Origin of the sequence: Streptococcus sp. S5 (assembly GCF_034134805.1) — a bacterium.
GTDB classification, from domain to species: domain Bacteria; phylum Bacillota; class Bacilli; order Lactobacillales; family Streptococcaceae; genus Streptococcus; species Streptococcus lingualis.
The window spans coordinates 1,044,589-1,059,241 of the sequence record NZ_CP139419.1 but is presented as its reverse complement, the minus strand read 5'-3'; the positions used below and the strand labels follow the sequence as shown (position 1 = coordinate 1,059,241).

14 protein-coding genes are annotated in these 14,653 nt (G+C 44.7%); 1 reads left to right on the top strand and 13 read right to left on the bottom strand.

What is annotated here, in order from left to right; all coding sequences use genetic code 11:
• Positions 1-446: 446 nt before the first annotated feature.
• The 8 genes from uvrC to hemW form a co-directional block, all read right to left on the bottom strand.
• The gene (gene uvrC / locus SM123_RS04960; protein ID WP_320909116.1) at positions 447-2,279 is read right to left on the bottom strand and encodes an excinuclease ABC subunit UvrC; all 1,833 of its coding nucleotides are present in this window, start codon (positions 2,277-2,279) and stop codon (positions 447-449) included.
• 136 nt (positions 2,280-2,415) lie between these two features.
• Positions 2,416-2,886 carry a hypothetical protein gene (locus tag SM123_RS04955; protein WP_320909115.1) on the bottom strand — a complete coding sequence of 157 codons (471 nt, stop codon included), beginning with the start codon at positions 2,884-2,886 and terminating at the stop codon, positions 2,416-2,418.
• A 205-nt stretch (positions 2,887-3,091) separates the two neighbouring features.
• The gene (locus tag SM123_RS04950) at positions 3,092-4,075 is read right to left on the bottom strand and encodes a CPBP family intramembrane glutamic endopeptidase (protein WP_049485450.1); all 984 of its coding nucleotides are present in this window, start codon (positions 4,073-4,075) and stop codon (positions 3,092-3,094) included.
• Entirely contained in the window at positions 4,072-4,692 is a 621-nt protein-coding gene (locus SM123_RS04945) for a TIGR01906 family membrane protein (RefSeq protein WP_320909985.1), read from the bottom strand. Before SM123_RS04945 ends, SM123_RS04950 begins: the two co-directional genes overlap by 4 nt.
• Positions 4,685-5,455, bottom strand: coding sequence for a TIGR01457 family HAD-type hydrolase (locus SM123_RS04940; protein ID WP_320909984.1), 771 nt, complete (start codon positions 5,453-5,455; stop codon positions 4,685-4,687). The genes SM123_RS04945 and SM123_RS04940 overlap by 8 nt, the downstream gene beginning before the upstream one ends.
• Positions 5,456-6,142: a hypothetical protein gene (locus SM123_RS04935; protein WP_320909983.1), complete on the bottom strand. Its 687-nt coding sequence runs from the start codon at positions 6,140-6,142 to the stop codon at positions 5,456-5,458.
• Positions 6,132-6,887, bottom strand: a complete 756-nt coding sequence (locus SM123_RS04930) for an acyl-ACP thioesterase domain-containing protein (RefSeq protein WP_254732417.1) — start codon at positions 6,885-6,887, stop codon at positions 6,132-6,134. Before SM123_RS04930 ends, SM123_RS04935 begins: the two co-directional genes overlap by 11 nt.
• A 3-nt stretch (positions 6,888-6,890) precedes the next feature.
• Positions 6,891-8,021 carry a radical SAM family heme chaperone HemW gene (gene hemW / locus SM123_RS04925; protein ID WP_320909982.1) on the bottom strand — a complete coding sequence of 377 codons (1,131 nt, stop codon included), beginning with the start codon at positions 8,019-8,021 and terminating at the stop codon, positions 6,891-6,893.
• Between the two features lie 318 nt (positions 8,022-8,339).
• On the opposite strand from hemW, the gene SM123_RS04920 reads away from it, so the two are divergent.
• Positions 8,340-9,863, top strand: a complete 1,524-nt coding sequence (locus SM123_RS04920; RefSeq protein WP_320909981.1) for an ATP-binding cassette domain-containing protein — start codon at positions 8,340-8,342, stop codon at positions 9,861-9,863.
• Between the two features lie 34 nt (positions 9,864-9,897).
• Here the strand turns inward: SM123_RS04920 and proC are convergent, their stop codons facing one another.
• From proC to lspA, 5 genes are all read right to left on the bottom strand, one after another.
• Positions 9,898-10,713, bottom strand: a complete 816-nt coding sequence (gene proC, locus SM123_RS04915; RefSeq protein ID WP_320909980.1) for a pyrroline-5-carboxylate reductase — start codon at positions 10,711-10,713, stop codon at positions 9,898-9,900.
• Between the two features lie 3 nt (positions 10,714-10,716).
• The gene (locus SM123_RS04910; protein WP_320909979.1) at positions 10,717-11,964 is read right to left on the bottom strand and encodes a glutamate-5-semialdehyde dehydrogenase; all 1,248 of its coding nucleotides are present in this window, start codon (positions 11,962-11,964) and stop codon (positions 10,717-10,719) included.
• A 10-nt stretch (positions 11,965-11,974) separates the two neighbouring features.
• Positions 11,975-13,084 carry a glutamate 5-kinase gene (gene proB / locus SM123_RS04905; RefSeq protein WP_320909978.1) on the bottom strand — a complete coding sequence of 370 codons (1,110 nt, stop codon included), beginning with the start codon at positions 13,082-13,084 and terminating at the stop codon, positions 11,975-11,977.
• 224 nt (positions 13,085-13,308) lie between these two features.
• Complete coding sequence (locus tag SM123_RS04900; protein WP_320909977.1) at positions 13,309-14,199, bottom strand: RluA family pseudouridine synthase; 891 nt, start codon at positions 14,197-14,199, stop codon at positions 13,309-13,311.
• Positions 14,189-14,650: a signal peptidase II gene (gene lspA / locus SM123_RS04895; protein ID WP_320909976.1), complete on the bottom strand. Its 462-nt coding sequence runs from the start codon at positions 14,648-14,650 to the stop codon at positions 14,189-14,191. Before lspA ends, SM123_RS04900 begins: the two co-directional genes overlap by 11 nt.
• Between the last annotated feature and the right edge of the window lie 3 nt (positions 14,651-14,653).

Sequence of the window (14,653 nt, the reverse complement as noted above, 5' to 3'; positions counted from 1 at the left end):
CTCACAAAAATAAAAAATGCGATAACACCTTAGTTACCACATTTTGGCATGGAACGAGCCTGATGGCCAATTGAAATTTTTAAATTATTGATTTTTAGCAATCTTTATAAATGCTTGTTTAAAATCCTCATACATTTCAAAAGCAATTTTCATAACATCCCGAAAATCAATATAATCAGAAATAACTGGATCTAGAATAATATACTCTCTAGAAATTAGCCATTTCAAAGGGACTACCCATGATGACTTTATCTCCTTCATATATGACCCAAATCAATTCCAATCTACCATGTTCAAAAACAAAATGAAAACCAAAACGAAAATTCTCAACTTGCTGCAAGTTAATATGGAAAAATCGTTCTCGCTTATCATATTGAACTTCATAGCCCAATGACTCTACGATTTCCAATAAATAATCAAGCTCTTGACCCTCTGGTGTCCTATCTTTACTGCAAGTCTTTTGCGGACTCCGCCACTTCCATCAATGGACTTGCTTCTTCCTGCTTTCCTTGATGGAGCTTGGCTTGCACCGCCTCCGCGACTGCTCGTGGGATGCCAACTGTGACGATCTCTTCCACAGTAGCTTCTTTGATCTTGGTCAGTGACTTGAAGTGTTTCATCAGCAACTGCTTGCGTTTTGGTCCCAAACCTTCGATGCCATCCAGCTGGGAAGAGAAGGAATTCTTGGAACGAAGCTGGCGGTGGAAGGTGATGGCGAAGCGGTGTACTTCATCCTGGATCCGTTGGAGGAGGAAAAATTCCTGCGAGGTTCGAGAGAGTTCGATGACTTGGAGAGGATCCCCAAAGAGCAATTCATGAGTCTGGTGCTTGTCATTCTTTTGTAGGCCTGCAATAGGAATATCCAGCCCCAACTCGTCTTGAATGACTTGCTTAGCGATATTGACCTGGCCCTGACCCCCATCGATGACGATCAGGTCTGGTGGCGTCAGGCCATCCCGCATGACCCGGCTGTAGCGTCTGCGAATGACTTCCCGCATGCTGGCATAGTCATCTGGCCCTACGACGGTCTTGATCTTGTACTTACGGTAGTCCTTTTTGCTTGGCTTCCCATTGACAAAGACCACCATGGCAGATACGGGACTGGTCCCCATAATGTTGGAGTTATCAAAGGACTCAATGCGCACAGGGGTTGGGATTTGCAGGAGTTTTCCAAGGTTTTCAATGGCACCTTGAGTCTTTTCCATCGATTTTTCAAGAAGATTGAACTTCTGCTCCAGACTGACACGCGCATTCTTGATAGCCAGATTGACCAACTGCTTCTTCTCCCCACGCTGGGGCTTGAGGACCTTGGTCTCCACTAGGGCCTTGACCGCTTCCTCATCGATATCCTGAGGGATCAGGATTTCATTGGGGATCAGGTGAGATTTCTCCTGGTAAAACTGCCCCACATAGGTCAAGAAATCCTCATCCGGATCATTGTAGTAAGGGAAGAGATTGACGTCACGCTCGATCAGCTTGCCCTGACGGACAAAGAAGACCTGCACACACATCCAGCCCTTGTCCACGTAGTAGCCAAAGACATCCCGGTTCTGCAAATCCTTGGCCATGACCCGCTGTTTGGTCCGCAGGGTCCCGATGGCCTGGATTAGATCCCGATACTCGGCTGCCCGCTCAAATTCCATGTTTTGCGCAGCGGTATTCATCTTGAACTTGAGCTCATCGATAATCTTATCATCCTGCCCCTTGAGGAAATCAGAAACCTCCTGCGCCATGCCCTTGAAATAGGCCTCGTCCTTGTGGCAGACTGTGTGGGCCATGCATTGTCCTAAATGGTAGTAAAAGCAGACTTTGGAAGGCGGATTGGTACACTTGCGGAAAGGGAAAATTCGGTCCAAAAGCCTCTTGATCTCATTGGCCGCTCCCACATCCGGATAGGGACCGAAATAGAGACCACCGTCCTTTTTGACCTGGCGCGTGATGATGAGACGCGGATAGCGCTCATTGGTAATCTTGATGAAGGGATAGGACTTGTCGTCCTTGAGCATGATATTGTACTTGGGCTTGTTTTCCTTGATGAGGTTGATCTCAAGAAGCAAGGCCTCAATATTGGACTCAGTGACGATAAACTCAAAATCTACAATCTCAGATACCAGCGCTTCTGTCTTGGTATCATGGCTCCCTCTGAAATAGGACCGCACCCGATTGCGGAGATTTTTGGCCTTCCCCACATAGATGATGGTACCGTTCTTGTCTTTGTGAATGTAACAGCCCGGACTCGTCGGCAAGAGCTCGAGCTTGGATTTAATCAAGTTATTCATACTCTCTATTATAGCAAAAAAGGGAGGTCTAGCACTTAGCCAACCTCTCTATAATCTACTAAATTAATTGATTTTTTTAACAAAATAAGATCTTAAAAATGACCGATCCAAATTGAACTTGTATTCTTCATTCTTCTTATAAAACCTTATAGCACCCCTTGGCATAACCGCAAGGAATGTAGCCTACTTGGTATAAAGCATACAACTCATCGAAAAATTGTGACTTAGCTTGAGGTATCTCTTTTTTGATGGTTAAGTAAATTGCCAAGCCAACAATATCAAATTTTATCTGATCTTTCATGGATTCTAGCAGTTTGCTATCTGCAATCAGGTTATCTAATCGTGCTTCAATTTGAGGAATAATTTCCTCTTTTGCACTTATTGCCAGTGAATTCCAGTGTTTATACATATCACTATGATTTTTAGAAAGATAAGCACTAAAATCCCCATCTTTCTCTAATACAAAATTCTCCCACTTCAAACTATTGATACTCTTCTCAGCATCTTTGAGAGTCTTTAACTGAATGATTGGTAAATTTATAGCTCTTTCCTCTTTCAAAAAGTCTATATTTTTTAGTGCATTGATCACATCATCATAGATCTTCATATTTATCCCCTTTCAATTACCTTATCTTTTAGATTTGTAATTTCTAATCCACTACTCTGAGATTTTAATTAGTTTCTTACATGTCACAAATCGCCGAAGAGCACTATACGCCCAGTCCAGCTATCAAACAATTTCTCTCCTTGTGTTCTACTCTCTCTATTATAGCAGAAAAGAGGGATCTAAAAGGATCCCCCTTTGATAATACTTATCCTTTGAGATTTGCCATTTGGAAGATCGGAATCACATAAGGAACAATAGACATCAGGATAGTGAATAGCACGAAGAACCAGAACCAGAAGGAAGCGAGGGCACGCTGGAAAACTCCCGGTTGAGGTTTATTGGCTTGAATATAAGCTTTGATAGCTGGCCATTTAGTCGCAAGAACCACTATCATGACAATGGAACCAATAGCTAAAACACCAATTTGGAGCCAATTCGCTAGTCCCTCGTCCACATGATAGGCCACATAATGCAAGCCTTGGGAAATCACAAAATTATTGAAAATGTGATAGAAAATAGCCCACCAGATATTGTATTCAAAGGCAATGTAGCCGAAACCTAGACCAATGATACTTGCGAAAAAGAGCTGGTCAAAATTGGCATGAAAGAGTCCAAACAAGATAGCCGTCATGACAATGGCGAAGATCTTGCCATACCGTTCCAAGCCTCGCAAGCCTGCTCCACGGAAGAAGAATTCCTCTGTGATTGGACCAAAAAAGCCAGCATACAAGAGCATAGTCCAAGATCGCTCAATCGTATCACCTAGATCAGGTGTTGGAGAATGAAGGCCAATGGTCTCAAACATGCGCTCAATCACTTGTGTCATCACAGATGAAAAGACTTGAGAAAAGCCAAGAAAGGCGAGAAGAATAAAGAAGACTGAAAGAGTCATCTTACGTCCCTTGTGCTTGAGATCATATTTATAAAGGGCCTTCTTGCGATAGGCATTAAAGAGAAAGAGTCCAATGGAAATAGAGATAAGGTAGGGAATACCAGCCCAAACATTCAGGGCATTGAGTTTCTCCGTTACTTGACTTGGATCTTTTCTGAGAGAGCCTGCTATGGTCAATCCAAGGAGGACTTCCCACAGGACGGTTACCAAGGTCATTACCAAGAGATAAATGGCAAGTGTCCCGGAATACCTTCCTATATCTTTTTTAGGGTCTAATAATCGGTTGTATTGGTTCATTTCTTCCTCCTAGAAAATAGATAAAAACTCGCACACATTCCTTCGTATAAGACAAAGAAAATCAAAAAGGCATGCATAAAGTAGTCTTCTGGTAATGCAAGAATAATCGAATCCACGCGCGGATCAAAGAGCCAAGTATTGTCCCCAGCAAATAAGACCTGATGAAAGAGCGTAAAAAATTGATCAAAGCCAATCATAACAGCCACCACTGCAAGCACTACTGGTAAAACCATCATCCAAAAGAAGAGACTACGGTACAAGGTCAGGTAGCCTTTTTTGACGACTGTCCGCATAAACTGGATAAAACCAGGTAGTGTGACCACGAAAACGACCGTCACTAAGTGAAATAGGTACTTGACGGCCTCAAAATGGTGCAAGCCATTTTTTGAAGAGGGGAATTGAGGCATCTTCAACACCCATTGAAAAGGATTGGTCAAGTAGTTCATCAAGACATTAAAATTCTTCATGATGGCAGAAGCCGAATAACCAGTCCGGCTTTGAATCCCCAACCAATGAATTTCCATGGGATAGAGGGCCCAAGCGAGAGCAATGGTAAGAAGGATTGCAGCTGACAAGATAAAGAAAAATAGGTTAATTGATTTCAGACTTTTAAGCATCAAAATCCCACTCCGCTAGACTGGCAACAACATGTGTCGGTGCGATTGGTAAGGTTGACACTTCTTCTGGTTTGGTAAAACCTGTCGTCACCAAAAGGGTTGGAATCCCATTGTCAATACCTGCACGAATATCTGTTAAATAATTGTCCCCGACCATAACCACTTCTTCTCTTTCAAGCCCCAAGTGTTCAATGGCCTTATCCATAATGATGGCCTTTGGTTTGCCAATGATCACTGGCTTGACCCGTGTCGCTGCTTCGACAAGGGCAATCAGGGATCCTGCACCTGGCAGCAAGCCACGCTCCGTTGGGATATTAAGGTCAGGGTTGGTCCCTATAAAGTGCGCTCCCTTTTGAATCGCCAAGGTTGCTTTAGCAAATTTCTCATAATCCACTTGCCAATCGAGGCCAATCACCACATAATCAGGTGCTTCTTCATCGATAATATAGCCAGCTTCTTCAATAGCATCTTTGAGCCCCGCTTCTCCAATCACATAGACCTTTTTGCCCAAGTTTTGGTCGTTCATGTAGTCAATGGTCGCAAGGGTAGCTGTATAGATGGTCGACACTGGGGTTTCAATATTGAAGTGAGTCGCCAGCATATCCCGAACAGTCTCTGGTGTGCGGGTTGTGTTATTGGTGACAAAGAGATAGGGAATTTCACGCGCCTGTAATTCATGAACAAAAGCTTCTCCTGCTGGAATTCGTGATTTTCCTTTGTAAATGGTGCCATCCAAATCAATTAAATAGCCCTTGTAGTGCATTTATTCTTCCCTTTCTGTTTCAGCTTTTTCATACAACTTCTCTGTATCGACTCGTCCACCAGATCCATACAAGAGCAAGGCTCCAGCATAGAGGATAAATTGTAAAATCAAACCTGTAAAATTGATTCCTTGACTTCCTGATTGGGTAAACAAGAAGGAAGCCACCATGAGGATCACAATGGTCAATAACAAGCCTATTACAGTTGCCTGATCCACACTGATTTGATAAACCGTGCGCTTGGTGCTCCGGTTCCGGCCGTCTGACTTGGTTTCTGGTTGCAAATTCTCCACAAAATCCGTCACCAAGGTCGCAGCGAGGCTGACTGTTGTGCTAAAGAGCACGCCTTGAGACAAGCGGTGATAGAAATTGGACCAGAAGGATCCTGATTGGCTAGTAATCCCAATCGAGAAGATCATGACCGGTAAAAGAAAGGCCAAGGTGAAATGGATCCAGACCCGATACCAGCGTACATCTTCTCTTAAAAAGCGATTAAAACTCTCTAAATTCAAGCGATAGCGGAAAAATTTATAAATTTCCTCTACCAGGATGATGCCCAAAGCACAAAGAGTCAAGAGCCAATCTCCCAACATGTACAAAGGGTTCTTTTGACGCTTGGCATAGGCCACAACCCGTTTTTGATAGCTTTCAAGTTCCTGTTTTTTATTTTTTAATCTTCTACTTTCCATAAGTCCAACCCTTTTCTTCTACTTTTTCCCACTCAATTTCAGCTTGGGCATTGATCTGACCATCTGAAATAATTTGGTGCTGAGTTTTCAAGCCCTCTTGTTCATATTGAGAGGTGATGAGACCTCCTGCTAGCACTTCTTTGACATATTTCAGATGAACTTTTTTAGGGACATGATGGGTCAAGAAGTCTGCTCCCATCACCTCAAAAACCCAGTCCAAGTACTTGCTATTGTTGACATGTCCGTTCATATCCAAGTCGTAAAACCGAACCCGGTATTCTTGTTCGACGCCCCCCTCTAATTCCTTAAAACGGGGACCGCGTAGCATGGTTTTTGAAAATTCAGAGTCAAAGGCATCCGTGATTTCACTCATAACAGGATGAACCTTGCGTGTATCCCGATCCATCAAGACAAAGGTCGCGACCATCTCAATGATAGTATTTCCTGCTTCATCCTTGATATTAAAGGCCCGGTAGCAGAAAAGTCGATTGTGACTCTTGGCATAGGTTTCGATAGTGATTTTCTCATCAAAAACAGGGAGACGCTCGATCTTCATATTGTAATCCGTGATAATCCAGACTAGATTGTAGTTCTCTAAAATGTACATATCACTCATACCCAGCTCAATCGATTGCATGCCCGATACCTGTAAAGACAGCAAGATCAATTGGGGAATCTTAATATAACCATTGACATCGCTCATATCAAACGGAATTTTCATGCTGTATTCAAATGTTTTTGCCATTTTCTACTCCAAAATAAACTTCTCTGCTACAGTGTCTGCTAAAAAGAGACCTTTCTTGGTCATTCGTACAATGTCCTTGTCAGGGACCAACAGGCCCTGCTGGGTCAATTCCTCAACCACTGATCCATATTGTTGGTCAAAATTCACACCAAATTTTTCTTCAAAACGCTTCTTGGAAACGCCTGTTTTCTTACGTAGTCCTAGAAACATCTCTTCTTCCATCATTTCTGTCTGAGTCAGATGCTCTTCTTGGACACGCGCATTTCCCTCTTCGACAGCTTGCATATAGTGACGAATGGGGCCATGATTCTTGTAGCGAATCCCATCGACATAGCCGGATGCTCCAGCTCCCAGACCATAATACTCAGCATTGTCCCAATACATGAGATTGTGTCGACTTTCAAAACCAGGCTTGGAGAAATTAGAAATTTCGTAATGCTCAAAGCCCGCTCGCTCCAACTCCTGAATAATGTATTCAAACATCTCTGCTTCCAACTCCTCTTTTGGTAGAGGAAGCTTGCCCCGTCTCATGCGATTCATAAAGACTGTGTGATTCTCCAGAATCAAGCTATAAAGACTCATGTGGGGAATGTCAAGGGTACGAGCCTTAGCAACATTCTCTTTGACCTGGTCCATGGTTTGTGTCGGAAGCGCATAGATGAGGTCGATCGAAATATTGTCAAAACCAGCCAGCTTCAGACGGTCGATATTGTCATAAATGTCCTGCTCTTGGTGACTTCGACCAATCTTCTTGAGCAAGCGATTATCAAAGGTCTGCACGCCCAATGAAACCCGATTAACTGGCGAATCCTTCAAGACCGCAATCTTATCCGGATCCAAATCACCAGGATTGGCCTCGATCGTCAGCTCTTCCATCTGAGACAGATCAAGCGACTTGGTCAGTTCCTTGAGCAGATAGGCTAGCTGATCTGCAGATAAGGCTGTCGGTGTCCCACCCCCAATATAGAGAGTCCGTAAGTGTGTGATTTCTTCCCGACGAAATTCTTGGATCAAATGATCCAAATAAGCATCGACTGGTTGGTTCTTAATAAAGACCTTCGAAAAATCACAATAAAAACAAATCTGGGTACAAAATGGGATGTGGACATAAGCGGACGTTGGTTTTGTATGCATATCTTTAATTATACCATAAAATCCCCCCGAGTCCGAAAAGAAAAGGGAATAAGAAGCAAGGAATTCCTTGACATTAACGAATAAAAGGAATAGAATAAATCTAATCATATTCGGAGGTAAGGAGATATGAACAACTAAGTTTCGTTAAATAAAATACTTTATTTAGTGGACTGCTTGTTCTATCTCTTTTTGTGTACCCTCTTGCCTATTCTCCAACTTCTTGTTGGCTATATTAGATCTTTTTCTGTTTGGGTTCCACTTGAATACAGCTCTACTAAATAGGTAGAGCTGTTTTTTGTCCCAGTAGAAAGGAATCTTATGCTAAAACTATCCCACCTCACCATCCGCCATACAAAAGATTTACGCGATCTGGTTCGCGATCTGTCCTTAACCATTCATGAAGGAGAAAAAGTTGCCATTATTGGCGAAGAAGGAAATGGAAAATCTTCTTTGCTTCATGTCCTCATGTCCCCAAAATCCCTACCAGATTATCTGACAATAGAAGGCGAAATCACCACTTCCTTTCACTCCTATGCCTATATTCCCCAGTCTTTGCCAGAAGCATTGAAGGGAAAAACATTGGAAGAATATTTTTTTGGAGAAGACGAGCTAGACTATGCCACCCTCTACAGACTGGCTGATCAATTGCATTTTGATAGCGACCGCTTTGCAAGCGACCAAGCTATTGGAAGTCTATCTGGAGGAGAAGCCCTCAAAGTTCAACTACTTCACGAACTTTGTCGTCCTCATGAATTACTATTTTTAGATGAACCTTCAAATGATCTGGATTTGAAAACCCTGGACTGGCTCCAGCAGATGATTCAAACAAGCCCCCAAACCATCCTATTTATTTCCCATCATGAAGATTTTTTGACGCAGACGGCGGATACGATCATCCACCTAAGACAGATCAAACACCGCAAGGAGGCTGAAACCATTGTAGAGCACTTAGGTTATCAAGACTACAGTAGCCAGAGGGAGCAACAATTCAAGCAACAGACTCAGCAAGCTGCCAATGATCAACGAACCTACCGAAAAACAATGGAGAAGCATCGTCGCGTCCGTCAGCAAGTCGAAACTTCCTTACGAAACACCAAGGATAGCACTGCCGGACGTCTCCTAGCAAAGAAAATGAAGTCCCTCCTCTCACAAGAAAAGCGCTACGAGCGGGAATTCCAATCCATGACTTCCCAACCCTATGATGAGGAAGTCATCAATCTGCATTTCCCTCCCCTCACTCCCTTGTCTCCTAAAAAACGAGTCCTTCTCTTAGATCAGGAAGAGCTCACAATTGGTGATCGGGTCCTGGTCAAGGACCTCTCCCTTACTCTTCAAGGGCAGGACAAGATAGGAATTATCGGTTCCAACGGTGTGGGGAAATCCACTTTCCTAAAAATGATATGGAAAAGTCTACAGAAGAATGAAAGTATCCGCACTGCCTATATGCCTCAAGATTACACTGAACGCCTCCCTCTGACTCAGACACCCGTTCAATTCTTACAGCATTCAGGCGATCGTGAAGAAATCAACACCATTCAATTGCATTTAGCCTCCCTCAACTTTACCTATTCTGAAATGCACCATCCGATCTATGAACTTTCTGGTGGCCAGCAAGGAAAACTCTATCTCCTTCAACTAGTGCTCACAAGTCCCCAGTTTCTGCTCTTGGACGAGCCTACTCGCAATTTTTCCCCCACTTCCCAACCAGAAATTCGACGCCTTTTCGCAGACTACGCAGGCGGACTAGTCACGGTCTCTCACGACCGGACCTTCCTCAAAGAAGTCTGCCAAAAAATCTATCGTCTGACAGAAAATGGTTTGGTTGAAATAGAGTCGCTCTAACGTAAAAAAGATTGGCGAAAACCAATCTTTTTTTCTATTCCTTCGCTGCCTCTTGTGCCATTTCTTGGGTGCGTTTGTAGGCTGCTTCCACTCCTGCAATGATGTCGCCCCGTAGGCCGACTTGTTCTAAGCGGTTGACACCTGCGATGGTAGAGCCACCTGGGCTACAAACTGCATCTCGCAAGCGGGCTGGGTGCTCACCTGTCTCTAGGACCATTTGACTAGCGCCTTGGAAGGTCTGTGCAGCCATCTGCAAGGCTTGCTCTCGTGTAAGTCCTAATCCTACTCCTGCATCTGCCATGGCTTCAATCATCTGATAGACAAAGGCTGGCCCACAGCCTGCGACAGCCGTTGCAGGATCCATCAATTTTTCTTCAATTTCGTAGAGGGCCCCTGCTCCTGCTAAGAGCTGGTTGACTTTGGCTACTTGCTGGTCTGTCACTGCTTGGGAGCGGGCCAGACTGATAACACCTTTACCAATGGCCACAGGCGTATTGGGCATGATGCGGATGAGACCCACCTGTTCGTTCTGGATCACGTCAGCCATCTTTTCTAATTCCAGGCCTGCAGCCATGGAAACCAGTAAGAGATTAGAGCGTTGGGCCAAGATGCCTTGATACTCTCCTAGGAGAGGACAAATCTGATAGGGTTTGACCCCTAAAAAGATTACTTCAGCCTCTTGAAAGACTTGTTCAAGATCAGACGCCGTTCCCCCATACTGACTGATAAACTCTTGCACCTTTTGAGGAGAGCGATTGACCAAGAGCAAGTCTTGCGCGTCTACTTCTTTTGCGACTGCTTTGGCTAAACTAGCCCCCATGTTTCCAAGACCGATAAATGCAACTTTCATTTCTTACCTCACTTGACCATTTCCACTGACGATATATTTGTAACTGGTCATTTCCCGGAGTCCCATGGGTCCACGCCCATGGAGTTTTTGGGTCGAGATCCCCATTTCACAACCTAGTCCAAATTGACCCCCATCTGTAAAGCGTGTAGAAGCATTGACATAAACGGCTGCTGAATCTACTTGCTGGGTGAAATAAGCGGCTGTCTCAGGATTTTCAGTCACAATGGCATCCGAATGATGGGTGCTATGAGCTTCAATGTGGTCCACTGCTTGCTCCACTCCGTCAACGACCTTAACTGCTAAAATATAATCTAAAAATTCGGTATCAAAATCCTGTTCCTGTGCTGCTGTCCCCGAAATGATTGCCTGTGCTTGCTCATCTAGGCGCAACTCAACGGATCTTTCCCGTGCATCCACTAAACGCTCTTTGACCAAAGGCAAGAAGTCAGACGCGATCGCTCGATCCACCAACAAGACCTCCATGGCATTGCAGACGGATGGACGACTGGTCTTAGCATTTTCAATAATGGCGAGTGCTTTCTGGAAATCAGCCTCCTTGTCCACATAGACATGGACGATCCCAGTTCCTGTCTCGATCACAGGGACAATGGCATTTTCAACCACTGCTTGGATCAATCCAGCACCACCACGTGGAATGAGCAAGTCCAGATAGCCCTTAGCCTTCATCATAGCAAGACTAGAAGCTCGACTCGTATCTTGGATCAGTTGGAGCAGATCTGGATTCAGTCCAGCTTCTTCCAATCCAGCCTTAAGGGCTGTCACGATCGCTTGAGCAGAATGAAAGGCATCCTTTCCAGTACGAAGGACCACTGCATTTCCACTCTTGATGGCAAGCGCTGCAGCGTCCGACGTTACATTTGGTCGGCTTTCATAAATGATGCCAATAACACCCATGGCGACTCGAACTTTCTGGATTTCAAGGCCATTTTCCAAGACTTCAGTATCCAACACTTCCCCAATCGGATCTGGCAGGTCTATTAAAGCACGAATTCCTTGTGCCATCCCGGCAATCCGCTCTTGATCAAGAAATAGGCGATCCAGCATGACTTCAGAGATTTTCCCACGTGCCACTTCCATATCGATTTGATTGGCTGCTAAAATGGCTTCCGTCGCTTTCAAAAGCTGGCTAGCCATGGCCTCCAAGGCCTGATTTTTAAGAGCTGTACTGGCTGTATTGATGCTTTTCTTAGCTGATCTCGCTAAGCTTAATTGTTCTTGTGTTGTTCCCATACGTTTTCCTCTAGAATTCTGTAAAGAGTAGGTCAATCTCAGGAGTTACCGAGATCCAGTCATCCCGGTGAATAAGGATTCCCTTGGCTTTTTTAGACTGGAGCATATCACGCACGGCTGATTGACCGAGACGGACCTTGCCTTTTCCTAGCAATTGTCCTGATTCTTGATGATAGACGCTGACGATGTCGTGGTAAGAGAAATCCCCTTCTGCCTTGGTCACACCAGAAATCAATAGACTCTTTCCATGATCCAACAGGGCTTGCGCTGCTCCAGCATCCACCCAAACGGCACCTTTGCTTTCTGCATAAAAGGCTAGCCATTGCTTCTGGGTTTTTAAGCCCTTATCCTCTGCAAGGAAGTAACTGCCATCCGCTTGCTCTTCTGCTGCTTCAATCAAAGCATCAGACTTAAGAGACGAGCAAATATAGACAGGAACCCCTGACTCGGTCGCAAGGGTCGCTGCCTTGAGTTTGGTCAGCATTCCACCAGTTCCGTTGCTACTGCCAGCACCACCAGCCATCTCGATCATCTCGCGAGAAATGTGTTCGATCCGCTCCAAGCGCTTAGCTGTTGGATCCTGAGAAGGATTGGCTGTATAGAGGCCATCGACATCCGTTAAAAGCACCAAAAGATCAGCTTGAACCATGGCTGCAACCTGCGCACTTAAGGTATCATTGTCTCCTACTTTTAACTCGGCAATCGAGACCGTATCGTTTTCATTGATAATCGGGATGGCCCCACGATTGAGCAAGACAGAAAGGGCCTGGTGGGCATTCTTATAGCGACGCTGATCCGCAAAGTCATCTTGGGTCAACAAAATCTGCGCAGAAACAATGTTGCGTAAGAGCAGGTTAGCTGTGTATTCTTCCATCAGTAAGCCTTGTCCAACTGCCGCAGAAGCTTGCTTGTCTGCCACCTTGGTCGGCCGTTTCTTAAAACCTAGGGCACCAAATCCAGCAGCGACAGCCCCTGATGAGACCAAGATCAACTCATGACCTGATTCATGTAAGAGAGCCAACTGCTGCGTAATGACCTTGACCTTCTGTCTAGAGAGGCTCCCGTCTGGATTGGTCAAAGACGAGGTCCCTACTTTAAAGACGATTCTTTTTGCTTTCATCGCTATGTTTCTTTCTAATACTATTTATTTCGTATCTAATAAAAGTGAGGCTGGACAAAAACTGTCCAGCTCTCTATGTTTGATAGTAATAACTGCATGACGCAGTGGTTGATTGGTATCTTTGTTCGCTTTTTTTGCTCCAAAGATAACCTAATCAACTGTGCGGGGGTGGGAAAACGAACTCTTTTTAACTAGTCAGAGTTCTTTCCCACTCCCATTCTTCATTATCCTTTTCGAAGGTCTTCCAGCGTTTTCTCAAAGATCACTGGCACTTCTGCTGTAAATTCCAAGGTCTCGCCTGTGCGAGGGTGGGTAAAACCGAGTGTCCGCGCATGAAGAAACTGCCCTTGTCCTTTAAGTGTCTTCTTAGGACCATAAGCAGGATCTCCAGCCACTGGATGGCCAATATAGGCCATGTGTACCCGAATTTGGTGGGTCCGACCAGTCTCCAGTTGCAACTCTACCAAGGTGTAATTCCCAAAGCGTTCCAAAACTTGAAAACGGGTCACTGCAGGTTTTCCTTTTGCCGTCACCGCTTGTTTTTTCCGGTCCTTTTCACTGCGACCAATCGGTGCTTCAATCATGCCCCGATCGTTGGGAAGGTTGCCATGGACAATGGCCCAATACTTCCGTAGTGACTTTTTGTCTTTTAGTTCTTCTGCTAAGGCGACGTGAGCTTGGTCATTTTTTGCGACCATCAAGAGACCTGACGTGTCTTTGTCGATCCGATGAACGATCCCTGGACGCAATTCTCCATTGATCCCTGAAAGGTCCTTGACATGGTATAAGAGCGCATTGACCAAGGTCCCGCTGGTATGACCCGCACTAGGATGAACAACCATGCCTTGAGGTTTATTAACCACCACAACATCTTGGTCCTCATAAACGATGTCTAAGGGCAGATCTTCTGCTTCATAGCTGACCTCTTCCACTTCTGGTACGTCATACTGGATGATGTCTCCTTCTTTAACCGTGTACTTGGCTTTTTTCACAGTCCCATTGACCAGAACTTTTCCTTCTTTGATCTGCTCATTGGCCACAGCTCGTGACAAGGGAGTCAAATCCGCCAAAGCCTTATCCAGTCGCGCACCGGCTACTTCGATTTTAATTTCCATGCGTTTCCTCTTTCAACATCAGGATCAGGAGCAAGAAAACTCCAACTGTCAAATAACTATCTGCTACATTAAAAATTGCAAAATTCATAAAGTCCAGGTGGAACATATCAACCACGAAGCCCTGACGCAGGCGATCGATAAAATTCCCCAAGCCACCTGCAATGACCAAGGTCAAGCCCGTCACAATCCAAAGCGACCCCTTGAGGTGCTTATAGAGATAGTAAAAGGCCCCTACCATCACGACTAGAGTGATGAGGGTAAAGAACCATTGCTGATTTTCAAGAAGCGAAAAAGCTGCCCCTGTGTTTTGAAGATAAGTCAGACTGACCACATGGGGGATAAAAGACTTGACGACACCCAGTGGAATGTTCTTCACTACATACCATTTGACCAGCTGATCCAGTAGGACCAAAAGGACGATCGCTACTGGGACCATTGTTTTTCTCTTCATTTC

Bases quoted from the DNA above. Each gene is read 5' to 3' on its own strand.
- uvrC (WP_320909116.1), bottom strand. From the start codon at position 2,279: ATGAATAACTTGATTAAATCCAAGCTCGAGCTCTTGCCGACGAGTCCG.
- SM123_RS04955 (WP_320909115.1), bottom strand. From the start codon at position 2,886: ATGAAGATCTATGATGATGTGATCAATGCACTAAAAAATATAGACTTT.
- SM123_RS04950 (WP_049485450.1), bottom strand. From the start codon at position 4,075: ATGAACCAATACAACCGATTATTAGACCCTAAAAAAGATATAGGAAGG.
- SM123_RS04945 (WP_320909985.1), bottom strand. From the start codon at position 4,692: ATGCTTAAAAGTCTGAAATCAATTAACCTATTTTTCTTTATCTTGTCA.
- SM123_RS04940 (WP_320909984.1), bottom strand. From the start codon at position 5,455: ATGCACTACAAGGGCTATTTAATTGATTTGGATGGCACCATTTACAAA.
- SM123_RS04935 (WP_320909983.1), bottom strand. From the start codon at position 6,142: ATGGAAAGTAGAAGATTAAAAAATAAAAAACAGGAACTTGAAAGCTAT.
- SM123_RS04930 (WP_254732417.1), bottom strand. From the start codon at position 6,887: ATGGCAAAAACATTTGAATACAGCATGAAAATTCCGTTTGATATGAGC.
- hemW (WP_320909982.1), bottom strand. From the start codon at position 8,021: ATGCATACAAAACCAACGTCCGCTTATGTCCACATCCCATTTTGTACC.
- SM123_RS04920 (WP_320909981.1), top strand. From the start codon at position 8,340: ATGCTAAAACTATCCCACCTCACCATCCGCCATACAAAAGATTTACGC.
- proC (WP_320909980.1), bottom strand. From the start codon at position 10,713: ATGAAAGTTGCATTTATCGGTCTTGGAAACATGGGGGCTAGTTTAGCC.
- SM123_RS04910 (WP_320909979.1), bottom strand. From the start codon at position 11,964: ATGGGAACAACACAAGAACAATTAAGCTTAGCGAGATCAGCTAAGAAA.
- proB (WP_320909978.1), bottom strand. From the start codon at position 13,084: ATGAAAGCAAAAAGAATCGTCTTTAAAGTAGGGACCTCGTCTTTGACC.
- SM123_RS04900 (WP_320909977.1), bottom strand. From the start codon at position 14,199: ATGGAAATTAAAATCGAAGTAGCCGGTGCGCGACTGGATAAGGCTTTG.
- lspA (WP_320909976.1), bottom strand. From the start codon at position 14,650: ATGAAGAGAAAAACAATGGTCCCAGTAGCGATCGTCCTTTTGGTCCTA.